Origin of the sequence: Pseudomonas kitaguniensis (assembly GCF_009296165.1) — a bacterium.
GTDB lineage: Bacteria > Pseudomonadota > Gammaproteobacteria > Pseudomonadales > Pseudomonadaceae > Aquipseudomonas > Aquipseudomonas kitaguniensis.
In genome coordinates, this window is record NZ_VUAZ01000099.1 from 1 (window position 1) to 24,243 (window position 24,243).

Below are 24,243 nucleotides of genomic sequence, written 5' to 3' on the forward strand. Positions count from 1 at the left end.
GATCGCTATCAGGCCTGGTAGCTGATTCGCCCATCCACCAAGGTGTACCGCACCGTCGCCGGCAGGCTATGGCCGATGAACGGGCAGTTTTCGCCTTTGGACAGCCACTGCTCACCGGCCACCGTGGAACGGGCCGGATCAAACAGCACCAGATCCGCCGCCGCGCCCACCGCCAACTTACCGGCCGGCAAACGCAGCGCTTCGGCTGGGCCTGCGCTCAGGCGTGCCAGCAACGTCGGCAGGTCGAGCAAACCGTCTTGCACCAACGTCATCGCCAACGGCAGCAACAGCTCGACGCTGCTGATGCCGGGCTCTGTCGCGCCAAACGGGGCCAGCTTGGCATCCCGCTCGTGCGGCTGGTGATGGCTGGAGATCGCCGAGATCACACCCGACTTCACTGCCGCACGCAACCCGTCACGGTCAGCCAGGGTGCGCAGCGGCGGCTGCACGTGGTACAGGCTGGAGAAGTCGATCAGCGCTTCATCGGTCAAAATCAGCTGATACAGCGCCACATCCGCCGTTACCGGCAGGCCGCGCGCCTGAGCTTGGGCGATCAGGGCGACGCCGCGAGCGCTGGTCAATTGGCTGAAATGCGCGCGCACGCCGCTTTGTTCCACCAACAGCAGGTCGCGGGCCAGCGCCACGGTTTCGGCGGTTTCCGGAATGCCCGGCAGGCCGAGGAAGCTGGCCACCGCGCCTTCATGCGCCAAGCCGCCTTCGGCCAAGTCGCGGTCTTGCGAGTGGAAGATCACCGTTAAATCGAACGTGGCCGCGTATTCCAGCGCGCGGCACAGTGTGCGGGTGCTGCGAAAGCCTTCCAGGCCGTTGCCGAAGGCCACGCAACCGGCGTCGCGCAGGGCGATCAGCTCAGCGAGTTGTTCGCCTTCGAGGCCTTTGCTCAGGGCGCCGATAGGGAACACTTTGCAATTGCCGGCTTCGCGGGCGCGGTCGAGGATCAGCTCGGTCACGGCCGAGGTGTCCAGCACCGGCTTGGTCTGCGGCGGGCAGCACAGGCTGGTTACGCCACCCGCAGCGGCGGCACGGGTTTCGCTGTTGATGTTGCCTTTGCGGCTGTAACCCGGCTCGCGCAGGGCGACGTTGAGGTCGACCAGGCCCGGCGCGGCCACCAAGCCTTTGGCGTCGATGGTCTGGCTGGCGCTGAAACCGCTGGGCGCGGCGCCGATGGCGATAATCTTGCCGGCTTCCAGATGAAGGTCGGTAACGTGATCCAGGCCACTGGCCGGGTCGATGACTCGGGCGCCAAGAATGCTGAGCTTCACTGGGCCTTCTCCTGCTCGAATTGACGTTGCGCGGTTTGCCCGCTCATGGCCATGGACAGAACCGCCATGCGTATGGCGATGCCGTAAGTCACTTGGTTCAGGATCACCGACTGCGGGCCGTCGGCCACCGCGGACTCAATCTCCACGCCGCGGTTGATCGGACCTGGGTGCATCACGATGGCGTCCGGTTTGGCGCCGGCCAAGCGCGCAGTGGTCAGGCCGAACAGGCGGTAAAATTCGCCTTCGCTCGGCAGCAGGCCACCCGACATGCGCTCGCGTTGCAGGCGCAGCATGATCACCACGTCCACACCCTTGAGGCCTGCGGCCATGTCGGTGTAAACCTTCACGCCGTACTGCTCAATGCCGACGGGCAGCAGGGTTTTCGGTGCGATCACGCGGATGTCCGGGCAACCCAGCGTTTTCAGAGCCAGCATGTTCGAGCGCGCCACCCGCGAATGCAGGATGTCGCCGACGATGGCCACCGAGAGGTTTTCAAAGCCGCCTTTGTGCCGACGGATAGTCAGCATGTCGAGCATGCCTTGGGTCGGGTGGGCGTGGCGGCCGTCGCCGCCGTTGATGATCGCCACCTGCGGGCACACGTGTTCGGCGATGAAATGCGCGGCGCCGGAGTCGCCGTGGCGCACCACGAACATGTCGGCGGCCATGGCTTCCAGGTTGCGCAGCGTGTCGAGCAGGGTTTCGCCTTTGCTCGCCGACGAGGTCGACACGTTCAGCGTGATCACGTCGGCGGAGAGGCGCTGGGCCGCCAGTTCAAAGGTGGTGCGGGTGCGGGTCGAGTTCTCGAAGAACACGTTGCAGATGGTTTTGCCGCGCAGCAGCGGGACCTTCTTCACCGCTCGGCCACCGACTTCGAGGAACGAGTCGGCAGTGTCGAGAATTTCAGTGAGCAGTTCGCGGGGCAAACCGTCGAGGGACAAGAAGTGTTGCAACTGACCCTGAGCATTGAGCTGCAGCGGGCGCTTGGCATCTAAAGGCGTCATCGCGGGGACTCTTTACAAGGCGGTTTAAAGGGCAAGGTCTTGCAGTTCGAGTTCGAGCGGCGTGGGACCGGACAATTTTACGCGCTGGTGGGCTGAAAGCGACAGCGTGGCACCGACCACGTCCGGGCTGATCGGCAATTCGCCAGCCTCAAGGTCAAGCAAGCACACCAGTGTCACGCTGGCGGGGCGGCCGTAGTCGAACAGTTCGTTCAGGGCGGCGCGGATGGTGCGGCCGCTCATCAGCACGTCGTCGATCAGCACCAGGTGCTGGCCTTCGATTTCGAACGGCAGGGCCGAGGGCCGCACTTGCGGGTGCAGGCCGTTCTGGCTGAAGTCATCGCGATAAAACGACACATCCAGCGTGCCCAGTGGCGAATCGCTGCCCAGTTCTTCCAGCAACGCCTGGGCCACCCACACACCGCCGGTACGAATGCCGATAAAACGCGGTTCGCTGATGGCACGCTGTTGCAGGTGCGCCTTGAGGCTAGTCGCCATCTGGCTGATCAGTTCGGCGGGATTGGGCAGGCTCATGGTGGCTCCTTCAAGGCCTTGCGTAGCGAGGTGGCCGCAAGGTCCGGGCTCAAACGTAAAAAGACGCGGCAAGCCGCGTCAGTCAGGATTCAAATAACGCAGTGTTTTCGTCCAGCCAACCTTGCAACAGCAAAGCGGCGGCGATGGCGTCCACGGGGTTGTCGCGGTAGCTGCCTTTTTGCCCGCCACGGTCGCGGCGCTCACCTTTGGCTTCAAAGGTGGTCAGGCGTTCGTCGTGGGTATAGAAGGGCAGGTTGTAGCGGCCATTCAGGCGGCGCGCGAACTTTTCGGCGCGCAGGCACATCTCGCTCGGTGTGCCGTCCATGTTCAACGGCAGGCCGACCACCACCGCGTCGGGCTTCCACTCCTTGATCAGCGCTTCGACCTGGTTCCAGTCCGGCACGCCGTTTTGGGCTTTGAGGGTGCACAGTTCGCGGGCCTGGCCGGTAATGACCTGGCCGACCGCTACGCCGATCTGTTTGGTGCCATAGTCAAAACCGAGGATCAAACGCAAAGCCATCAGGCGTGCCCCGCCTGGCTGGTCAGCAGGCTGAGGTTGACGCGCAGCTTGGCTGCCGCGGCTTCCAGGCGCGCCTCGCTTGCGGTATTGAACAGGATGTCGGCGTCGAAAGGGCAGGTCAGCCAGGCATTGTCGGCCAGTTCGGCCTCCAGTTGCCCGGCTTCCCACCCGGCATAGCCGAGGGTGATCACGCTTTGCTCAGGCCCGATGCCGTCCGCGATAGCGAACAATACGTCTTGGGACGTCGACAGCGACACGCCGTCAAGGTCCACCGTGGCCTGGAACGTCGGCCCGGTGCGGTGCAGCACGAAACCGCGATCAGTCTGCACCGGCCCACCGTTGTAGATCGGCACGTGTTGGCAACGCGCTGGCGGGTCGATTTCGGGGCGCAATTGCTCAAGAATATCCGCCAGGTTCAGCGTCTGCGGGCGATTCACCACCAACCCCATCGCACCATTGGCGGTGTGCTCGACAATGTAGGTCAAGGTTTGCGCAAAGTTCGGGTCGGCCATATGCGGCATGGCGATCAAGAATTGATGCTTGAGGTAGGTCGGGCTGACATTTTTCATGTCCTCTAGTGTGGCGTTGGAGTGGCGAACTGACAAGCTGGAGTTAATGAAACTGCGGCGAGCAAGCCCGCCCGCCACAATGGGCAGCCTTGTCACAACCCAAAGGCTCTTGCGCCTTTAATTGCTCGACAGGCGGTCGCCCCGGGCGAATTTCCAGGTGCGGATGATTTCCAGGCGGTCGACGTCGTTCAGGTCGCCGGTGAACGGCGCAAAAGGCGCGGCCAGGCGCACGATGCGCTGGGCGGCTTGGTCAAGCAGCGGCTGGCCGGACGACTCCAGCACCTGCACTTCGTATAACGAACCATCACGGTTGATCGACACCAGTAAGCGCAAATTGCCATAGATTTGCTGGCGTCGGGCCTCGTCCGGGTAGTTGAGGTTGCCGATGCGTTCGACCTTTTTGCGCCACTCGTCCTTATACCAGGCACCTTTGTCGCGCATGGTCGAGGCGGCGTTCAGCCGATAGATGCGCGGGCGTTTGGCATACAACTGTTGCTCGTTGGCCAATTCCGCCTCAAGGCTGGAGATTTCGTCGGAGAGCTGCGAGCTGTCGAAAGTCGGTGCCGGTTTAACCGGCTCGGGCTGCGGCTCGGTCTTGGTTTTCTCGCGCTGGGTCGGGGCTTTTTGCGGTTTGGGCGCGACGGTGGTGACTGCGGCCTTGGGCGCAGCCTGCTTGACCTCGGGCTTGGGCGTCGGCGGCGGCGAGACTTTATTCACCTTGTTGTCCTGGAACGGCGCCACTTCGGTGGTCTTGGGCACGGCTTTTTTGTCGAGCGTACCGCTGCCTTGCTGGTTGTCCTGAGCCAGAAAGTCGGCCTTTTCGGGCTTTTTTTCGCTCTTGAACGTGGCGAGGGTAATTTCCAGGGTTTTGCTGATTTGCTTGGGTTCGGCAAAGGTGAAGCCCAGGCCGAGCAGCAACGCGAGGTGGATCAGTGCCGCCAGGAACAGCGTAAATCCGAGCCGATCAGCCGGGCGCACGCCGCTTCGGGAGAGTTCGGGGGGCAGATCGGACGGGAGCGTCATCACAAAAAAACCAACATCGCGCGTTTCACAGGTGCCGCATGATAACGCAATGTTGGTGTGTGTCCGGCGGTTCTATGTCACTTGGCTTGTAGCTTGCGCTCAATGGCTGCCATCAGCATTTCGCCGATGTTCGTGCCAAATGCGTTGTCTATCTCGCGAATACACGTCGGGCTGGTGACGTTTATTTCGGTAAGGTTCTCACCGATTACGTCAAGTCCTACAAACAGTAGGCCTTTTTCCCGCAGGGTTGGGCCGACCTGGGCTGCAATCCAGCGATCTTTTTCTGTCAGCGGGCGCGCTTCGCCGCGACCACCGGCTGCCAGGTTGCCACGGGTCTCGCCCGCTGCCGGAATACGCGCCAGGCAATAGTCCACCGGCTCGCCGTCGATCATCAGGATGCGTTTGTCGCCGTCCTTGATCGCCGGAATATAAGCCTGGCCCATGATCTGTTGGGTGCCCAGCACCGTCAGGGTTTCGAGGATCACCGACAGGTTAGGGTCGCCTGCGCGGTGGCGGAAGATCGAGGTGCCGCCCATGCCGTCCAGCGGCTTGAGGATTACGTCACCGTGTTTGGCGGCGAATTCACGCAACACATCGGCGCGGCGGCTGACCACGGTGGGCGGCGTGCACTGTGGGAACAGGGTGGCGAACAGCTTTTCATTGCAGTCGCGCAGGCTCTGCGGCTTGTTGACGATCAGCACGCCAGCGCGTTCAGCCTGCTCCAGCAGGTAGGTGGAGTAAACAAACTCCATGTCGAACGGCGGGTCCTTGCGCATCAGGATGACATCCAGATCGCTCAGCGGGCTGTCGATCTCGTCCGCAAGCTCGAACCACTTCTCTGGGTTGGCAAACACCTGCAGCGGGCGCATGCGTGCACGGGCCTCGCCGTCGCCTTGGTAAAGATCGCGCTGTTCCATATAGAACAACGTCCAGCCGCGGGCCTGGGCGGCCAGGAGCATGGCCAGCGAGCTGTCCTTTTTATAGGAAATGCTGGCGATAGGGTCCATGACAATGCCGACGCGTACGCTCATGGGGTATTTCCTCTAGCAAATTAGGGCGCATAAAAGTGGCGTCAGAGTGGCGCTGCGGCTGTTGTGGGTCAAGGAAAAACCACTGTCAGAGAGCCTGCGTGTCAGGCTGAACTGTCAGGTGCGAAAGACTGCGAATTGTTCTTTATCACCGTAGCATTCAAATTCCAGCCCGATGCCGAGGGGCTCCAGCACCGCCGTTGCTTGCCTGATGAACCGCTCGCCTTGTTCCGAGAGTGCATACAACCCGAGCACTTGAATGATCGGATGTTTGCCCAGTGCGCCAGGCACCTCGGTGTAAATCTCTCCGCTCTCAATGAACGCGACATACGCATTGATTTTTGCCTGGAGCATTAGCAGGTGTTCACCCTGTTCAGTTGGATTAGCCCAGCCGAGGTGGTCCGAGATGCCTAGAGTTATCTTGCTGCAATCCTCATTTGGGATACCGCACATATCAATGACTTTGGGGTCTGTTACGGACATGGTTGCTCCTTCTTTTCATTAAATTTTTTTCGGTCGAGAGATCTTTATTCGAGTGGGCGGGATAACTGTCCCCCCTGGAAAACCGGGCTTACCCTTGCCTACAATTACTGCGCCGCTTTCCTCTATTTCCGGGAATGCGCGTTTTTGATTGCGCGTCAGTGGTGCCGTCTCGGAGGCTTTGCATTCGATGCATTCGATCTCACCATCGGAGCCTCTTCCCATCATATCGACGCGAACCTTCGTACCGCTCTCGGTTTTCAAGGTTATCTGTTGGACTGCGTATTTCCTGTTTTTGGAATACAGCCCATAAGCTTCTTCCTCATAAGCAGCCCCCGCCACCTTGTTCTTCTCCAGTTGTGTACTAAGCACCACATAAATCGGCGCAATACCCGCATCCGCTGGAAACCAGATAATCGCATCCTGAAACTCCGGCGGATGTTGCGGGTTGTGCAGCGCAGCTTCCGCCTGCGGTGTCGGCGGGTACACCCAAACCGTGCGCAGCGGGGGCGCACCTTCCAGTGCCGGAATACCCAGCACACCCTGCGGATTCACCGCCGGCGTCCACGTCAGGCCAATGCCGTTGCCTATATCGGCGACGTATTGCTCGCCATTTTTTTTAGCCTTGATAACCGGAACACTTTCCCAGTCCGCTTTACCGCCCGTGTAGAAGCCGTAGGCGTTTACCGAACCATCCGGCAAGGTCTTCACGTTGACGCGCACCCGTGTGCGGCCCGCTTCAAGTGTTGCGTACTGGTCTTGTGTGTAGAAGGCACTGTCGGCTGCGGTAGCGTTTGGCATCAGCAGTGCGACGGTGCCGACTGTGGCGCTTGCAGCCAGGGCGCCCGCGCCCTCCAGCAGTGTCAGCGCCAGTGAGCCGGCCAGGCGATTGGCGACAGCGCGGCCGGAGGCAGAGCCTGCAACCCATTGCAGCGGTGAACCCTGCGCCGAAATCGCGGTGCCAGTGCCGAGCACTGCCCACATGCCGTAGTCGGCCAGCCTTTCAACGGGTACAAAACCCGTTGGGTGCTGGTGGTTGATAACGCCGTCGGGCAGGTTGCAACTCTTGGCAAAAACGCAGCCTGTGGGCGTGGGCCGGGTTTGCGACTCGTCGGCAAGGTCGGGGTATTGCGCCCAGTACAAGGCGTGGAGGTCGACAGGTTCTACACCGCTATTGCGGCTTGTGGTGCTCGCGTTGGGACGTGCCGGCTTGGGGACATAACCGCTCATGCGGCATCCTTGTTCGTTCTTTTTGGTGCAAGAACGCTACCGGGTAGTGGCTGAGCTATCTGTCGGAAGGGTTGTTAGTTTAAGTGGGAAAGTTCGCGTTTTTTAAGCTGTTGCGGATCGAAACCCGTACTCTCCTGAGATGAATTTTCTCCAGACTGTGCTAAAAAGGCTCCCATGGCACATAAGCCCATGCACCATTGGGTTTCACTGCACACCCTGTACAACATCAGGCAGTACACACCGAAAACCGATTCGCTGTGGCGATGGTAGAGCAGATATGGAACAGCATTCCAACGCCTTGAGAGTGATGGTGATCGACGATTCGAAAACCATCCGCCGCACGGCTGAAACCTTGTTGAAAAACGTAGGCTGCGATGTGATCACGGCCATCGACGGTTTCGATGCCCTGGCGCGGATTGTTGATCATCACCCGCACATTATTTTTGTCGACATCATGATGCCGCGCCTCGATGGTTATCAGACGTGCGCCTTGGTGAAGAACAACCCGGCGTTCAAGTCTATCCCGGTGATCATGCTGTCTTCCAAAGACGGCCTGTTCGACAAGGCCAAGGGGCGCATCGTCGGTGTCGATCAGTTTTTGACCAAACCTTTCAGCAAGGAAGAACTGCTGAGCGCGATCAAGGCCTATGTGCCCGGCTTCGCCGCAGTAGAACAACAAGCACACTGACGGCGCCCCAGAGGGGCCTGCGTCTACCAATGTAGTGGGGAAAACCATGGCACGCGTTCTGATCGTCGACGATTCGCCGACTGAAATGTACAAACTCACCGGCATGCTCGAAAAGCACGGCCACCAGGTTCTCAAGGCTGAAAACGGCGCGGACGGCGTGGCCCTGGCGCGCCAGGAAAAACCCGATGCGGTGCTGATGGACATCGTGATGCCGGGCCTTAATGGTTTTCAGGCGACGCGCCAGTTGTCCAAAGAGCCTGAAACCAACGGCATTCCAATCATCATCATCACCACCAAAGATCAGGAAACCGACAAAATCTGGGGCGCGCGCCAAGGCGCCAAGGACTACCTGACCAAACCTGTGGACGAAGAAACCCTGATCGCCACCCTGAACAAGGTGCTGGCCGGCTGACGGCACGCCATCATGACAGAGTCGCAAACCGCCTTCGAGCTGCTGCTGGGCATCGACAACCGCTGCCGCCTGTTGGCCGCCGACCTGCCGTCCCAGGAAGCTCGCTTGCAGCGTTGGAGCGGGATCGGCTTTCGCCTGGGGCCGCATGCGTATGTGGCGCCCATGGGTGAAGTCGCCGAGGTGCTGCATGAGCCGCGCTGCACGGTGATGCCAGGGGTAAAACCTTGGGTCAAGGGCGTGGCGAACCTGCGCGGGCGCTTGCTGCCGGTGTTGGACTTGGGCGGTTTTCTCGGCTTTGAGCTGTCCAGGGCGCACAAGCAACGGCGCGTGCTGGTGGTGGAATTCAATGACCTGTTTGTCGGGCTGCTGGTGGACGAGGTGGTGGGCATGCAGCATTTTGCACAAGACGCATTGTTAACGAGCGCCAGCCCCGACGCGCCGTTTATCCAGGGCCAGTTCGACGGCGACCGGCTGTGGCAGGTCTTCAGCCCCTTCGCTTTGGCCCAGGCGCCAGGCTTCATGGATGTTGCCGCATGAGCACCGCTACCACGCCCAAACCGCAAGCCGCGTCGCGCAGCCGTTCGCAGATCATCGTGCTGTTTATCGCGCTGATCGTGTTCATCATGCTGTTGTTCGCCAACTTCGCGTACCTCAATACCCAGTCCACCTACGACAAGCAGTACATCGGCCACGCCGGTGAGTTGCGCGTGTTGTCCCAGCGCATCGCCAAGAACGCCACAGAAGCGGCCGCCGGCAAGGCTGCCGCGTTCAAACTGCTGGGCGATGCGCGCAACGACTTCGCGCAGCGCTGGGGCTACCTGAAAAAAGGTGACACCGAGACCGGCCTGCCCGCCGCGCCCAACGCGGTGCGCGCAGAAATGCGCGCGGTGCAGACCGACTGGGAAGCCCTGCTGAAAAACACCGACGCGATTCTTGCCAGCGAGCAGACCGTGTTGTCGTTGCACCAAGTGGCCGCAACCCTGGCCGAGACCGTGCCGCAATTGCAGATGGAGTCGGAAAAGGTTGTCGACATCTTGCTGCAACGCGGCGCCCCGGCCAGCCAAGTGGTACTGGCCCAACGCCAATCGTTGCTCGCTGAGCGAATTTTGGGTGCGGTCAACACTGTGCTTGCCGGCGACGAAACCTCGGTGCAGGCCGCCGATGCGTTTGGCCGCGACGCCAACCGTTTTGGTCAGGTGCTTAACGGCATGCTGCAGGGTAACGCCGGGCTGCGCATCAGCCAGGTCGAAGACCCCGATGCGCGTGCACGACTGGCCGAAATCGCCGAGCTGTTTGAGTTTGTCTCAGGCTCCGTGGATGAAATTCTCGAAACTTCGCCGCAGTTGTTTCAGGTGCGTGCGTCGGCGAGCAATATTTTCAACCTGTCGCAAACCCTGCTTGATGAAGCCTCGCACTTGGCCACCGGCTTCGAAAACCTCGCCAGCGGGCGCAGCTTCGACACCATCGGCGGCTACGTGCTGGGCCTGTTGGCGCTGACCTCGATCATCCTGATCGGTTTGGTGATGGTGCGCGAAACCAATCGCCAATTGCATGAAACCGCCGAGAAAAACGAGCGTAACCAGAACGCGATCATGCGCCTGCTGGATGAGATCGAAGACCTGGCCGACGGTGACCTGACCGTGACGGCCTCGGTGACTGAAGACTTCACCGGCACCATCGCCGACTCCATCAACTATTCCGTGGACCAGTTGCGCGACCTGGTCGCCACCATCAACCTGACGGCCGGGCAGGTCGCGGGTGCGGTGCAAGACACGCAGGCCACCGCCATGCACCTGGCCCAAGCCTCGGAGCATCAGGCCCAGCAAATTGCCGAGGCGTCGACCGCGATCAACCAGATGGCCCAGTCCATCGACCAAGTGTCGGCCAACGCTGCGGAGTCCTCGGCGGTGGCCGAGCGTTCGGTAGAAATTGCCAACAAGGGCAACGAGGTGGTGCACAACACCATCCACGGCATGGACAACATTCGCGAGCAGATTCAGGACACCGCCAAACGCATCAAGCGCTTGGGCGAGTCTTCTCAGGAAATCGGCGACATCGTCAGCCTGATCGACGACATTGCCGACCAAACCAACATCCTCGCCCTCAACGCCGCGATTCAGGCAAGCATGGCCGGTGACGCCGGGCGCGGCTTTGCCGTGGTGGCCGATGAAGTGCAGCGGCTGGCCGAGCGTTCGTCGGCCGCCACGCGGCAGATTGAAACGCTGGTGCGGGCGATTCAGACCGACACCAATGAAGCGGTTATCTCCATGGAACAGACCACCACCGAAGTGGTGCGCGGCGCACGGCTGGCCCAGGATGCCGGGGTGGCGCTGGAAGAGATTGAAGGCGTGTCGAAAACCCTCGCAGCGTTGATTCAGAGTATTTCCAATGCGGCGCAGCAACAGACGTCGTCGGCCGGGCAGATTTCCCTGACCATGAACGTGATCCAGCAGATCACCACGCAAACGTCGTCGGGCTCTACCGCCACCGCTGAAAGCATCGGCAACCTGGCAAAAATGGCCAGCCAGTTGCGCCGCTCGGTGTCGGGTTTCACCTTGCCGCCGGCGCGACCGGTGGATGAGTGAAATGCAATCCGAATGTGGCAGGGGGCTTGCTCCCGATGGCGGTGTATCAGCCAATCGATCAGGTGACTGACCCACTGCTATCGGGAGCAAGCCCCCTCCCACAGTAGATCTGCGTTTACCTGGAAATACCTGCAGGGCAAGAACACACGCAACCCACGAATTTTAAGCGGAGCAGTTATGGTTGATCGGCACGACTACGTGGCCCTCGAATGGGTCAAGGGCGACATTGCCGAAACCCTGAAACAGGCCCGTTCGGCGCTCGACGCATCTGTCGAAACACGCGACGGCGACGCCCTCGGCGAGTGCCTGGCTGGCATCCACCAAGTGCATGGCGCGTTGCAAATGGTCGAGTTCTATGGCGCGGCGCTGTTGGCCGAAGAGATCGAAGAGCTGGCCCTCGCCCTGCAAGCCGAGCGCGTCAGCCAGCGCGACGAAAGCATCCGCCTGTTGCAACAAGCCCTCAGCCAATTGCCGCTGTACCTGGACCGCGTGCACAGCGCCCGCCGTGACCTGCCGCTGGTGGTGTTGCCGCTGCTCAACGACCTGCGCAGCGCACGCGGTGAAAGCCTGCTGTCGGAGACCAGCCTGTTCAGCCCGCAATTGCTGTCGATTGCGCCATTACCCGATGAGGCGCTGGCGCAACGCATGGCGCCCGACCTGAGCAGTCAACTGCGCCAGTGGCATCAATTGCTGCAACAGGCCTTGGCCGGTTTGCTGCGCGAAGACCACGGCCCGAGCAACCTTGAAGACATGGCGCGGGTTTTCGCGCGGCTGGAGGCGCTGTGCCAGGGCGCGCCGCTGTTGCCGTTGTGGCAAGTCACCTCGGCGCTGGTCGAAGGCATGCTCACCGGCGTGATCGCCAACAGCCCGGCGCTGCGCAGCCTGCTCAAAGCCTGCGACAAACAACTCAAGCGCCTGCTGGCCCAAGGTATTGGCGGCATCAACCAGCCGGCGCCGGATGAATTACTCAAAAGCCTGTTGTTCTATGTGGCCAAGGTCACCCGGCCGACGCCGCGCATGCAAAGCCTCAAGGAGCGCTACGGTCTTGATGAGGCCTTGCCCGACAGCGCCGTGGTCGATGCCGAGCGCGCGCGGCTGGCCGGGCCGGATCGCAATGCCATGGGCTCGGTGCTCGGCGCCTTGTGCGAGGAGCTGGTGCGGGTCAAGGAACGCCTCGACCTGTTCGTGCGCAGTGACCGCCAACACACCCGCGACCTTGAGGCGCTGCTGGCGCCGTTACGCCAAATCGCCGACACCCTGGCGGTACTCGGCTTCGGCCAGCCGCGCAAGGTCATCATCGACCAACTTGCGGTGGTGCTGAGCCTGGCTCAAGGCCAGCGCGAACCCAACGATGCGGTGCTGATGGACGTCGCCGGCGCGTTGCTCTACGTCGAAGCCACGCTGGCGGGCATGGCCGGCACGGTGGAGCCGGAAAGCCGCGAAGAAAGCCGCTTGCCCACCACCGACCTGACCCAGATTCACCAGTTGGTGATCCGCGAATCCTGCCAATGCCTGCGCCAAGCCAAAGAGCTGGTGATTGATTGCGTTGAAGCCCACTGGGACCGCCAGCGTCTGGAGTCACTGCCGGAGCTGCTAAGCCAGGTGCGCGGTGCGTTGGCGATGATTCCGCTGCCGCGTGCCGCGAGCCTGATGCGCGGCTGTAGCGCTTACGTCGATGAACAATTAATGCTCAACGACGCCGCGCCTGCGCTGGCGCAGCTGGAGCATTTTGCCGACGTGGTCAGCGGTCTGGAGTACTACCTGGAGCGCATGCTCCAAGACCCCGACGCGGCTGGCGAACGGGTGCTGGAGCTGGCGACTCAAGGCCTGGCCGCCCTCGGCTACCTGCCCGCGCAGAAACCGTGGCGTCAGGCACTGGCCGCACCGGAAGGCGCGCTGGCAGCCGAGGGCGCACCGAGCCAATCGCAGTTCGACGCACTGGCCAGCCCCACGTCGCGCCTGAACCCGCCGGCGCTGCAGCGCCCCGGTAGCCTGTTGCCGCCGCCGGACGGTGAAGAACCGATTGACGACGAGCTGCGCGACGTCTTCCTCGAAGAAACCGACGAAGTGCTTGAGGCGCTGCACCGCCACCTGCCGAACAGCGCCGACAAAACCGCCCAAGGCGAAATGCGCCGCGCGTTCCATACCTTGAAAGGCAGTGGCCGCATGGTGCGCGCGCTGGTGCTGGCGGAGCTGGCCTGGGCCGTCGAGAACCTGCTCAACCGCGTGCTGGAGCGCAGCGTGGCGCTGAGCCCCGAGGTGCAACGGGTGTTGGATGACGCGGTGGCCCTGCTGCCGGAATTGATCGCTGATTTTGCCACCGATGCTCAGCGTCAGCGCGACGAGGTCGATACCCTGGCCGCGCGCGCCCACGCCTTGGCCAGCGGCGCTGAACCCTCGGCCGCCGAAGCGCACGACCCGATGTTGCTGGAGATCTTCCGCAACGAAGCGCAGAGCCATCTCGATAGCCTCAACCACTTTTTGCAACAAGCCGCCGAACACGTACCGCTGCAAGTCAGTGATGAACTGCAACGCGCACTGCACACGCTTAAGGGCAGCGCCTACATGGCGGGCGTGCTGCCGATTGCCGAGCTGACACGGCCGCTTGATCACCTCACCCGCGAGTACAAGGCTCACCGCTTGCCGCTGGACCTGGACGAAGTGGCGTTGCTGCTGGAAGCTGAAAACCTGTTCCAGTTGGGGCTGCGCCAACTGGGCAATGACCCGCTGGTGCCGATCAGGGGCGCCGCCGACGTGATCAGCCGCACGCAGAGCCTGCTCGATCAAAAGCTTGAAGCGCTGCTCGACGCGCCCAACACCGGGCTGCGTATCAAGCGCGACCCGCAGTTGATCACGGGCTTTTTGGCCCAAGGCATGGACATTTTGCTGGATGCTGAAAGCCTGCTGCGCGGCTGGCAACAACACCCCGGCGAGCGCCAGGAACTGACCGCGCTGCTGGATGAGCTGACCACGTTGGGGCAGGGCGCGCACGTCGCCGACCTGCACGCCATCGACGAAGTGTGCGAAGCCTTGCTCGACCTCTACGGCGCCGTGGAAGAAAGCAGCCTGGCGGTCAGCGAACGGTTCTTTCAGGAAGCCGAACAGGCGCATGAAGCACTGATCAACATGCTCGACCAACTTGCGGCCGGCCAGGAAATCAGCCCCGCGCCCGCGCGCGTGCGAGCCTTGCGTGAATTGCTCGATGAAGCCCTCGACCCGTCCGCCACCGGCCTGATCACAAGCGACGGCAGCCGCGCGCTGAGCATCTCCGAACTGGGCGCCGCCACCGCGCAGTTGGACCAGAGCATGGCGATTGACGACGAGATCGTTGAGATCTTCCTGGAAGAGGCGGTCGACATTCTCGACAGTGCCGGGCAGTCGCTCAAACGCTGGTTGCTGGAGCCCGATAGCGTTGCGCCGTTGTCGTCATTACAACGCGATTTGCACACGCTCAAAGGCGGCGCGCGCATGGCCGAAATAGGCCCGGTGGGTGACCTGGCCCAGGAGCTGGAATGCCTGTATGAAGGCTTGGTCGACCGCCGCTACAGCTACTGTGCAGAACTGTCTTTTCTACTGATGGCCAGCCATGAGCGGCTGGCGTTGCAGTTGGATCAACTGCAAGACCACCAGGCCCTGAGCGACTCCAGCGAGTTGGTCGGCCAACTGCGCGCGTTCCGCCAGAGCAACACGCCGGCTGCCCGGTAATTGCCGCCGAGGCGCCAGGGGCTGATCCCGAGCTGCTGGAAATTTTCCTGGAAGAAGCCGCCGATATTCTCGACAGCTCAAACAGCGCGTTGCTGCGCTGGCAGGCCGAGCCGAACAATCGCCAAGAGGTGGAAACCCTGCTGCGCGACTTGCACACCCTCAAGGGTGGCGCGCGCATGGTCGAGATCGGGCCGATTGGCGATCTGGCCCATGAGCTGGAGTTTCTGTACGAAGGCCTGTCTGCCGGTTTGCTCGCACCTTCGCTTGAACTGTTCGCGTTGCTGCAAGATTGCCATGACCGCCTGGCGCAGATGATCGATGCAGTGGCGGGTGGTTTGCCGGTAGGCCCGGTGGAGCAACTGATCGAGCGCATCAAAAGCCTGCTGCACCCGAGCGATGAGCCGTTAGCCCCGGTAGCGTTGCCGGCGGGCAAGGCCGAAGCGCCGGTTGATCCTGCGGCCGACATGGTAAAAATATCCGCCGACTTGCTCGATGACCTGGTCAACCTGGCCGGTGAAACGTCGATTTTTCGTGGCCGCATCGAGCAGCAGGTCAACGACGCGAGCACCGCCCTCAATGAGGTCGAAACCACCATTGAGCGCATGCGCGACCAACTGCGCCGCCTCGACACCGAAACCCAGGGGCGCATCCTCAGCCGCCAACAGGCCGAGGCCGAGCGCCTGGGTTATGAAGAATTCGACCCGCTGGAAATGGACCGCCACTCACAGCTGCAGCAGTTGTCGCGCGCGCTGTCCGAGTCGGCCTCAGACCTTCTGGACCTTAAGGAAACCCTCGACCGGCGCAACGCGGACGCGCATAACCTGTTGCAGCAACAGGCGCGCATCAACACCCAATTGCAGGAAGGCCTGATGCGCACGCGCATGGTGCCGTTTGAACGCATGGTGCCGCGCCTCAAGCGCATCGTGCGCCAAGTGGCGCAAGAGCTGGGCAAGGACGTGGATTTCGTGGTCGGCAACGCCGAGGGCGAGATGGACCGCAACGTGCTGGAACGCATGGTCGCGCCGCTCGAACATATGCTGCGCAACGCCGTCGACCATGGCCTGGAGCCCCGCGAGGCGCGCTTGCTGGCGGGTAAGCCGGCGAAGGGGCGCATCACGCTGGACCTGACCCACGAAGGCGGCGATATTGTTTTCGACATGCGCGACGACGGTGCCGGCGTGCCCCTCGACGCGGTGCGGCGCAAGGCGATCAAGCGCGGCTTGCTCAGCCCTGATCAAGAGATCAGTGACCGCGATGTGCTGCAGTTCATTCTGCAACCGGGGTTTTCCACCGCCGAAAAAATTACGCAAATTTCCGGGCGCGGCGTGGGCATGGACGTGGTGCACGAAGAAGTGCGCCAGTTGGGCGGCTCGATGTTCATTGATTCGACATCGGGCGTGGGCGTGCACTTTCGCGTGCGCCTGCCGTTTACCGTGTCGGTCAACCGGGCGTTGATGGTGCACTGCGCAGACGATCAATACGCGATCCCGATCAACACCATCGAAGGCTTGGTGCGTGTGCTGCCCCACGAACTGGCCGGGCACTATCAGCAAGACCCGCCGCGTTATGAATACGCTGGCCAGCGCTACGAGTTGTTTTACCTCGGCGACCTGCTGCACACCGTCGCCCGCCCGAAATTACTCGGCCAGTACCAGGCCGTGCCGGTGCTGCTGGTGCACTGCAATGAGCGACGTGTGGCGGTGCACGTGGACGCCATGGCCGATACCCGGGAAATCGTGGTCAAGGGCCTGGGGCCGCAGTTTGCGGGCGTACAGGGTGTGTCGGGCGCGACCATTCTGGGTGATGGCCGCGTGGTGCTGATCATCGATTTGCTCGCGCACATTCGCGCGCGGCAACCGGCCTTGCCGGCCCAAACGGTTGACGCACCGCTGCTGCTCAACGACCCGCTGAAAAAGCGCCCGCTGCTGGTGCTGGTGGTGGACGACTCGGTCACCGTGCGCAAAGTCACCAGCCGCCTGCTGGAGCGCAACGGCATGAACGTGCTCACCGCCAAAGACGGCATCGACGCCATCGCCCTGCTCGAAGAACACACGCCGGACCTGATGCTGCTCGACATCGAAATGCCGCGCATGGATGGTTTTGAGGTGGCCATCCAGGTGCGCAACGACCCGCGGCTGATGCGCCTGCCGATCATCATGATCACCTCGCGCACTGGCCAAAAACACCGCGACCGCGCCATGGCCATCGGCGTCAACGACTACCTTGGCAAGCCGTATCAAGAGTCGGTGCTGCTCGAAAGCATCGCCTATTGGAGCAAGCCCGATGCTTGACCACCGCACCCGCCAACTCACCGGCCTGCTGCTGCCCCTGGCTGATCGCAACCTGGTGCTGCCCAACGTCGCCATCGCCGAGCTGATCGACTTCCAGCGCGGCGAACCGGCCAGCGATGCGCCGCCGTGGTATTTGCGGCAAGTGACCTGGCGTGATCGGCAATTGCCGCTGATCAGCTTTGAGGCGGCGTGCGGCGAGGCGATCATGACCGGCGAGCGCTCGCGCATCGTCGTGCTGAACGCACTGGGCGGGCGGCCGACGCTGAAGTTTATCGCGCTGGTGATACAAGGCATTCCACGCTCGTACAAGCTCGACAGCCAGTTGAGTTACGTCGACGTGCCGCTGTGCCCGCTGGAGCTTGCGGCAGTGCAAGTGGGCGAACACGTGGCGAAAATACCCGACCTCATGGGCTTGGAAGCGCTGCTGGTAGAGTCTGGCCTGGCCTGATCCGCCATTCTCTAGTGTAGGAGGGGGCTTGCTCCCGATGGCGACCTGTCAGTTGATACAGATGCAGCTGACCCACCTCTATCGGGAGCAAGCCCCCTCCCACATTTATTTCCTGTGCCTGGCAGACCGAGCCCGCTACTCAATGCGCGCAAACCGCTCAATCACCGGCTGCTCCCGATGTTCGGCCTGCCATAAGTCATAGGCACTTTGCATGGCCCCATGGCGGCTAGTCTTCGTTCCGTCATCGAAAAGCGGTGACACGGACGTGCAAGCCCGACGAAACTGTTTAGGCGTAAAAACGCCCAGCCAATCACGGGCGTTTTTTGTGCTCTCTGCTTTATGGCGGCTGCGCGCAGGAGGTCCTCGGACCTGCTGGGTGTCCTGAACAGGCCCGGTCTTGCACACCTGCGCACGGTCGCACCCTCATTCGCGTGCAAGCGAACGGTGGCGCTCCTTATTAACTGTTTAGGAGCTTAATCATGGTCAAACCCACTCCAAATCCGCCTGCCCAACTGTTCACCGTAAACCCCCATCAAAACACCGAAGCCGTGCTGGTCAACGCCAGCGAAACCTTGTCTTCCCTCAACGCGATGACCTGCAATCTAGCCTTCAACCTGGACACCGCCCAGCGCGCGACGATGCTGGCGATTCAGCAAATGGCAGAGTTGGCGCAGTTACTGGTCGACAGAGCGCTGGAGCAAGTCAGCCCTTCACCCGAATCAAAAAATGGTCCCCTATAGGGACTGAGACCTGGCAGATGCCACAGATCAACTGTGGGAGGGGGCTTGCTCCCGATAGCGACCTGGCAGTTGACACCATTCAACTGACCCACCTGATCGCACCGCGCGCGGTAAAGATCCTCGACCCACTGCCGATAGCCAAGGGAGTTTTTCGATGGAAGTATCGACGCAATGTGGCTATTGGATGGGTTCGCCTGGCTGTACAACCTCAATCGGTTTACCGGTGCCTTGCTCATGTGGTTTGTGGTGCTGGTGCTGACGGCCGCCGTGACCATGAACGTTCAGTCCAACCGCGGCAAGCTGTGGGGGTTCATGGTTTCTTGCGCAGGCGCGGTGTTTATTCTGGTGTACCTGGAAAGTCTCAAGCTCATCGGTGCCGACAACGCGATCAAAGGGGTTGTGAGCAATTTTGTGGTCATGACGCTGGGTGGTCTCGGCTCGGGCCTGCTGGCGGTGGCTATATCCCAAGGCCCAAGCAACGATGAAGATGAGCAGGCGCGGGGTTTCATCCGTAACCGCCTGTTGGACGCCCTCGAATATGCCTTTGTGTTTGTCGGAATTTGCTCATTCACCGTGTTCGCGATCGGCCTGCCACTCAGTTTGCTGGAGTGGCCTCCCGTCGCAGAGCAGGACCTGTTAAGCCTGCTGATCGTGTGTCTGGGCGCCTTGCTTGGTTACGCGATCGTCTCCCGTCCAAGTCGCCTGCAAAACTGGGAACAACTGGGTGCAGGCGCGCTGGTGGCGCTGCTCGTGCTGCTGTTGCCGGTGTACGGCCAGGCACTGTCGGGCCTTTGGCAATGGAGCGCGGCGGCGGTAGTGGGGCTGCACATCTTCGCCGCCGTGGCGCTGTTCAGGACGTTATGGTTCCATCGCAGCGAATGGCGAAGAAGATAAAGCCCGTATTCATTGAGTCATCATTAACCCCGCCGTAACGATCCAGCGCTGAGCTTGATTGATAGCCCCGCCGTTCACTCCTAAGGTACAGCCCACGACAGCAAACCCGTGGAGCGACCATGACAACAACCATCACCCCCGACTCGCGCTGGACGCGGCGGCGCGACGAGAAGCAGCGGCGCCTCGGGCTGGTCAAGCAGTTTGCCGACGGGGCGGTGTTGCCCAGTGACAAGATCGTCGAAGCCCTTGAGGCGCTGATCCTGCCCGGCGACCGCGTGGTGCTGGAAGGCAACAACCAGAAGCAGGCCGACTTTCTGTCGCGCTCCCTGGCCAAAGCCGACCCGGCCAAGCTCCACGATTTGCACATGATCATGCCGAGTGTCGGCCGTTCCGAGCACCTCGACCTGTTTGAAAAAGGCATCGCGCGCAAACTGGATTTCTCGTTTGCCGGCACGCAATCCCTGCGCATCAGCCAGTTGCTCGAAGACGGCTTGCTGGAAATCGGCGCGATCCACACCTACATCGAACTCTACGCACGGCTGGTGGTGGACCTGATCCCCAACGTGGTGCTTTCCGCCGGGTTCATGGCCGACCGCGCGGGCAATATCTACACCGGTGCCAGCACCGAAGACACGCCTGCGCTGATCGAGCCCGCCGCGTTCAGCGATGGCATCGTGATCGTGCAGGTTAACCAGTTGGTGGATGATGTCAGCGAATTGCCACGCGTCGACATCCCGGCCAGTTGGGTGGACTTTGTGGTGGTGGCCGACAAGCCGTTTTACATCGAACCGCTGTTTACCCGCGACCCGCGCCACATCAAGCCGGTGCATGTGCTGATGGCGATGATGGCGATCCGTGGCATCTACGAAAAACACAACGTGCAGTCGCTCAACCACGGCATCGGCTTCAACACCGCCGCCATCGAATTGATCCTGCCCACCTACGGCGAATCCCTCGGCCTGAAGGGCAAGATCTGCCGCAACTGGACACTCAACCCGCACCCGACGTTGATCCCCGCCATCGAAAGCGGTTGGGTGCACAGCGTGCATTGCTTCGGCACCGAACTGGGCATGGAAAACTACATCGCCGCGCGGCCGGATGTGTTCTTCACCGGGCGCGACGGCTCGATGCGCTCCAACCGGATGGTTTGCCAACTGGCTGGTCAATACGCGGTCGACCTGTTCATCGGCGCCACCCTGCAAGTCGACGGCGACGGCCATTCCTCCACGGTGACGCGGGGTCGTCTCGCAGGTTTTGGTGGCGCGCCGAACATGGGCCACGACCCGCGCGGCCGTCGCCACAGCACGCCGGCGTGGCTGGATATGCGCCACGACGACGCGCCTGAAGCCTTGCTTGAGCGCGGCAAAAAGCTCGTGGTGCAAATGGTCGAGACCTTCCAGGAAGGCGGCAAGCCGACCTTCGTCGACACCCTCGACGCGGTGGAAGTGGCGCGCAAAAGCGGCATGCCGCTGGCACCGATCATGATCTACGGCGACGACGTTACCCACTTGCTGACCGAAGAAGGCATCGCCTACCTGTACAAAGCGCGCTCGCTTGAAGAACGCCAGGCGATGATCGCCGCCGTCGCCGGGGTGACCGCCATCGGCATGCGCCATAACCCCAAAGACACCGCGCGCATGCGCCGCGAAGGCTTGATCGCGCTGCCGGAAGACTTGGGCATCCGCCGCACCGACGCCACCCGCGAACTGTTGGCCGCCAAGAGCGTGGCCGACTTGGTGGAATGGTCCGGCGGCCTGTACAACCCACCCGCCAAGTTCAGGAGCTGGTAAATGCGCGCCCTTAAACTGCACGAACTGAGCCTGGCGGATCGCCTGGCAGATAGGGCCGTGGAGGCGTTGATCGATGAGGCTGACTTGTCGCCGAAACCCGCCTTGGTCGACCGTCGCGGCAACGGCGCGCACAGCGATTTGCACCTGGGGCTGATGCACGCCTCGGCGCTGTCGCTGTGGCCGATGTTCAAGGAAATGGCCGAAGCCGCGCTTGAATGCGGTGAAGTCGGCTTGCCCTTGCGCGAAGCCCTCGGGCGGATTGGTCGCGAAGGCGAGCAGGCGATGCTCGTCACTACCGGCGGCGTGAACACCCATCGCGGCGCCATCTGGGCCCTCGGGTTGCTCACAGCGGCGGCCGCTCTGGCACCTCGCGCCATCACCTTGAACGCCGCCAGGCTTGCCTTGCTCAACGACCGCTACGCCCCGCAACCTCTGAGCCACGGTGCTCAGGTTGCGCAACGCTACGGCGCACGCGGTGCGCGGGAAGAAGCGCAGCTCGGCTTCCCTGCAGTGATGCAACGCGGCCTGCCGCAACTGCACAAAAGCCGCCTGCAAAACGCTGGCGAACAGAACGCGCGCCTGGATGCGTTGCTCGCGATCATGACCGAGCTGGCCGACACCTGCGTGCTTTACCGCGCTGGCACCGAAGGCTTGCACGCCATGCAACGCGGCGCGCAGGCAGTGCTGGAGGCCGGCGGCAGCGCAAGCCTCGCCGGGCGCCGCCAACTGCACGAACTCGACCAACACCTGCTGGCCCTGAATGCCTCCCCCGGTGGCGCCGCTGACCTGTTGGCCGCCTGCCTGTTTATCGACCGCCTCGACGGAGCGTTTTGATGGAAACCTTAACCTTTGAATTCCCCGCCGGGCAGCCGCCAAAAGGCCGTGCGCTGGTGGGTTGCGTCGGTTCCGGCGACCTTGAAGTGCTGCTGGAGCCGGGCACGCCCGGCACGCTGACGATTCAGGTGCAGACCTCGGTGAATGGCGCCGAACAGCGCTGGCAGCATCTGTTCGAACGAATCTTTCAGGAGCAGACGCCCCCGGCCTTGAAGATTGACATCCACGACTTCGGTGCGACGCCCGGCGTGGTGCGCTTGCGCTTGGAGCAGGGTTTCGAGGAGATCGGCCATGACTGACTTGCTGGCTAAACACAGCTTTGTCGAACTCGGCGCGCGGCAGCGAGCCAAGGCGTTACTCGACGCTGGCTCTTACCGTGAACTGATCGACCCGTTCCAGCGTGTGATGTCGCCGTGGCTGAGCCGCCAGCGTGGTGCCTCAGGCCGACGACGGCGTGGTGATCGCCAAAGGCAACATCGCCGGATTGCCGGTGGTGGTGGCCGCCATCGAAGGCAACTTTCAAGGCGGTAGCCTCGGTGAAGTCGGCGGCGCAAAAATCGCCGGTGCACTGGAGCTGGCCGCCGAAGACAACCGCAAGGGCATCCCCACGCGTGCGGTGCTGTTGCTCGAAACCGGCGGCGTGCGCTTGCAGGAAGCCAACCTGGGCCTGGCCGCGATTGCCGATATTCACGCGGCGATTGTCGACCTGCGCCAGTATCAGCCGGTGATCGGTGTGGTGGCGGGCAGCGTCGGGTGTTTCGGCGGCATGTCCATCGCCGCCGGGCTGTGCAGTTACCTCGTGGTCACCCGTGAAGCGCGGCTTGGCCTCAACGGCCCACAGGTGATCGAGCAGGAAGCGGGGCTGGAAGAATACGATTCGCGCGACCGCCCGTTTATCTGGAGCCTGACCGGCGGCGAGCAGCGTTTTAACAGCGGCCTGGCCGACCGTTATGTGGCCGACGATGTGGCGCAGGTTCAACACACCGTCAGCGCATTGTTGCAACAAGGTTTGCCTGACGAGCAACGCAGCCGCCGCGCCGGGTTTTACCTGGCGCGCCTGGCCGAGCTGGACGCCACACCGCAAATCGACCCGGCGACGGTGCGCGAGCTGTATCAAGGAGAACGCTCATGAGAGGGTTGCAGTGGTTCAACGCATTGAGCAACGGCGCCACGCCCGTCGACGGTTTGCCGGCGTCGCTGAAAGTCGCCGATGGCGTGTTGGGCGAACACGCGGTGCGCTTTATCGCCGTGGTCACCGATGAACACAACCGCTTCCCGCGCGCGCGTAATGGCGAGGTCGGTTTGCTCGAAGGTTGGGGCTTGGCCAAGGCCGTGGACGCCGCCATCGAGCGTGGCGACCAGCGCCCGATTATCGCCATCGTCGATGTGCCCAGCCAAGCCTATGGCCGTCGCGAAGAAGCCCTCGGTATTCACCAGGCGCTGGCCGCCGCTGCCGACAGCTATGCGCGCGCTCGGTTGGCCGGGCACCCGGTGATCGCGCTGTTGGTGGGCAAGGCCATGTCCGGCGCGTTTCTGGCCCACGGCTACCAGGCCAACCGCCTCATCGCCCTGCGTGACCCCGGCGTGATGGTGCACGCGATGGGCAAGGCATCGGCGGCGCGAGTGACCTTGCGCAGCGTCGAGGAGCTGGAAGCCCTGGCCGCCAGTGTGCCGCCGATGGCCTATGACATCGACAGCTACGCCAGCCTCGGGTTGCTCTGGGAAACCTTGTCGGTCAGTCAAATTGAACAGCCCAGCGCCGATGATGTGGCGCGGGTCGGTGATTGTCTGGCGAATGCGATCAAGGATGTACAGGCCGGCGGCAGTGATTTGCGCGGCCGCCTCGGCGCAGCCAATCGCGCCGCCTCCAGCCACGTGCGCGAACTGCTGCGGGAGCAATGGTGAACGCTCACGATTTGCTCTGGGGCATGACCCCGGCGCATCTGCCCGCCGCTGTCCCGGCGTGGGTGACCGAGGTCATCGCGGCGGGCGAGCCCGTGGGGGTACGCCGCGCGCTCACCGCGCCGGGCACGGTGGCCGTGGGCGTGCGCGGGCGCTGCGCGAGCAACGGTTTGCGGCCGTGATGCCCACCGCAGCGATTCAACGGCGAGTGACGCCGCAGGCGCTGCGCGACGTGATCTCACCGCGCGATTTACCGGCGTTGCGCGCACTTGATCAACTGCGGCCGGTGTTG

At 62.4% G+C, this 24,243-nt stretch carries 20 protein-coding genes and 4 pseudogenes; 14 read left to right on the forward strand and 10 right to left on the reverse strand.

The window, feature by feature from the left end; genetic code table 11:
• Window positions 1-8: 8 nt before the first annotated feature.
• The 9 genes from F0169_RS16915 to F0169_RS16955 all read right to left on the reverse strand — a co-directional run bounded on the left by F0169_RS16915 (window position 9) and on the right by F0169_RS16955 (window position 7,662).
• The gene (locus F0169_RS16915) at window positions 9-1,280 is read right to left on the reverse strand and encodes a dihydroorotase (protein WP_122251160.1); all 1,272 of its coding nucleotides are present in this window, start codon (window positions 1,278-1,280) and stop codon (window positions 9-11) included.
• Window positions 1,277-2,281: an aspartate carbamoyltransferase catalytic subunit gene (locus F0169_RS16920; RefSeq protein WP_058414544.1), complete on the reverse strand. Its 1,005-nt coding sequence runs from the start codon at window positions 2,279-2,281 to the stop codon at window positions 1,277-1,279. Before F0169_RS16920 ends, F0169_RS16915 begins: the two co-directional genes overlap by 4 nt.
• A 24-nt stretch (window positions 2,282-2,305) precedes the next feature.
• On the reverse strand, window positions 2,306-2,812 hold the full coding sequence (gene pyrR / locus F0169_RS16925) for a bifunctional pyr operon transcriptional regulator/uracil phosphoribosyltransferase PyrR (RefSeq protein ID WP_058414543.1): 507 nt from the start codon (window positions 2,810-2,812) through the stop codon (window positions 2,306-2,308).
• A gap of 82 nt (window positions 2,813-2,894) precedes the next feature.
• Window positions 2,895-3,332, reverse strand: a complete 438-nt coding sequence (gene ruvX, locus F0169_RS16930; protein WP_003213744.1) for a Holliday junction resolvase RuvX — start codon at window positions 3,330-3,332, stop codon at window positions 2,895-2,897.
• Window positions 3,332-3,901 (reverse strand): YqgE/AlgH family protein, encoded by a 570-nt coding sequence (locus F0169_RS16935; protein ID WP_058414542.1) that lies wholly within the window; start codon window positions 3,899-3,901, stop codon window positions 3,332-3,334. The genes ruvX and F0169_RS16935 overlap by 1 nt, the downstream gene beginning before the upstream one ends.
• Window positions 3,902-4,018: 117 nt before the next feature.
• Complete coding sequence (locus F0169_RS16940) at window positions 4,019-4,924, reverse strand: energy transducer TonB (protein ID WP_058414541.1); 906 nt, start codon at window positions 4,922-4,924, stop codon at window positions 4,019-4,021.
• 77 nt (window positions 4,925-5,001) lie between these two features.
• On the reverse strand, window positions 5,002-5,955 hold the full coding sequence (gene gshB, locus F0169_RS16945) for a glutathione synthase (protein WP_152747139.1): 954 nt from the start codon (window positions 5,953-5,955) through the stop codon (window positions 5,002-5,004).
• Between the two features lie 114 nt (window positions 5,956-6,069).
• Entirely contained in the window at window positions 6,070-6,435 is a 366-nt protein-coding gene (locus F0169_RS16950) for a DUF6572 domain-containing protein (RefSeq protein WP_152747140.1), read from the reverse strand.
• Between the two features lie 18 nt (window positions 6,436-6,453).
• Entirely contained in the window at window positions 6,454-7,662 is a 1,209-nt protein-coding gene (locus F0169_RS16955) for an S-type pyocin domain-containing protein (RefSeq protein WP_152747141.1), read from the reverse strand.
• A gap of 277 nt (window positions 7,663-7,939) precedes the next feature.
• On the opposite strand from F0169_RS16955, the gene pilG reads away from it, so the two are divergent.
• The 6 genes and pseudogenes from pilG (at window position 7,940) to F0169_RS16985 (ending at window position 17,791) form a co-directional block, all read left to right on the forward strand.
• Window positions 7,940-8,350, forward strand: a complete 411-nt coding sequence (gene pilG, locus F0169_RS16960; RefSeq protein ID WP_058414537.1) for a twitching motility response regulator PilG — start codon at window positions 7,940-7,942, stop codon at window positions 8,348-8,350.
• 46 nt (window positions 8,351-8,396) lie between these two features.
• Window positions 8,397-8,762, forward strand: a complete 366-nt coding sequence (pilH, locus tag F0169_RS16965; RefSeq protein ID WP_014720320.1) for a twitching motility response regulator PilH — start codon at window positions 8,397-8,399, stop codon at window positions 8,760-8,762.
• Between the two features lie 12 nt (window positions 8,763-8,774).
• Entirely contained in the window at window positions 8,775-9,299 is a 525-nt protein-coding gene (locus tag F0169_RS16970; protein ID WP_058414536.1) for a chemotaxis protein CheW, read from the forward strand.
• Complete coding sequence (locus F0169_RS16975) at window positions 9,296-11,347, forward strand: methyl-accepting chemotaxis protein (protein WP_058414535.1); 2,052 nt, start codon at window positions 9,296-9,298, stop codon at window positions 11,345-11,347. The genes F0169_RS16970 and F0169_RS16975 overlap by 4 nt, the downstream gene beginning before the upstream one ends.
• A gap of 177 nt (window positions 11,348-11,524) precedes the next feature.
• Window positions 11,525-17,343, forward strand: a pseudogene (locus F0169_RS16980) (Hpt domain-containing protein).
• Window positions 17,336-17,791 (forward strand): chemotaxis protein CheW, encoded by a 456-nt coding sequence (locus F0169_RS16985; RefSeq protein ID WP_058414533.1) that lies wholly within the window; start codon window positions 17,336-17,338, stop codon window positions 17,789-17,791. Before F0169_RS16980 ends, F0169_RS16985 begins: the two are co-directional and overlap by 8 nt.
• 135 nt (window positions 17,792-17,926) lie before the next feature.
• Here F0169_RS16985 and F0169_RS28200 read toward each other — a convergent pair.
• A pseudogene (locus F0169_RS28200) lies at window positions 17,927-18,007 on the reverse strand (HigA family addiction module antitoxin); the annotation flags it as partial.
• 263 nt (window positions 18,008-18,270) lie between these two features.
• Between F0169_RS28200 and F0169_RS16995 the strand changes: the two are divergent.
• The 8 genes and pseudogenes from F0169_RS16995 to F0169_RS17030 form a co-directional block, all read left to right on the forward strand.
• A complete protein-coding gene (locus tag F0169_RS16995) occupies window positions 18,271-18,531 on the forward strand; it encodes a DUF6124 family protein (protein WP_152747142.1) in 261 nt (86 codons plus the stop codon).
• Between the two features lie 171 nt (window positions 18,532-18,702).
• Complete coding sequence (locus tag F0169_RS17000) at window positions 18,703-19,425, forward strand: hypothetical protein (protein WP_152747143.1); 723 nt, start codon at window positions 18,703-18,705, stop codon at window positions 19,423-19,425.
• A 119-nt stretch (window positions 19,426-19,544) separates the two neighbouring features.
• Window positions 19,545-21,215: a malonate decarboxylase subunit alpha gene (gene mdcA / locus F0169_RS17005; protein ID WP_058414531.1), complete on the forward strand. Its 1,671-nt coding sequence runs from the start codon at window positions 19,545-19,547 to the stop codon at window positions 21,213-21,215.
• On the forward strand, window positions 21,216-22,049 hold the full coding sequence (locus F0169_RS17010) for a triphosphoribosyl-dephospho-CoA synthase (protein ID WP_152747144.1): 834 nt from the start codon (window positions 21,216-21,218) through the stop codon (window positions 22,047-22,049). It begins immediately after the preceding gene.
• Window positions 22,049-22,348 carry a malonate decarboxylase subunit delta gene (locus F0169_RS17015; protein ID WP_058414529.1) on the forward strand — a complete coding sequence of 100 codons (300 nt, stop codon included), beginning with the start codon at window positions 22,049-22,051 and terminating at the stop codon, window positions 22,346-22,348. The genes F0169_RS17010 and F0169_RS17015 overlap by 1 nt, the downstream gene beginning before the upstream one ends.
• Window positions 22,341-23,181, forward strand: a pseudogene (locus F0169_RS17020) (biotin-independent malonate decarboxylase subunit beta). The gene F0169_RS17015 and the pseudogene F0169_RS17020 overlap by 8 nt, the downstream one beginning before the upstream one ends.
• On the forward strand, window positions 23,178-23,954 hold the full coding sequence (mdcE, locus tag F0169_RS17025; RefSeq protein WP_058414527.1) for a biotin-independent malonate decarboxylase subunit gamma: 777 nt from the start codon (window positions 23,178-23,180) through the stop codon (window positions 23,952-23,954). The pseudogene F0169_RS17020 and the gene mdcE overlap by 4 nt, the downstream one beginning before the upstream one ends.
• Window positions 23,948-24,243 (forward strand): annotated as a pseudogene (locus F0169_RS17030) (malonate decarboxylase holo-ACP synthase); the annotation flags it as partial. The gene mdcE and the pseudogene F0169_RS17030, both read left to right, overlap by 7 nt.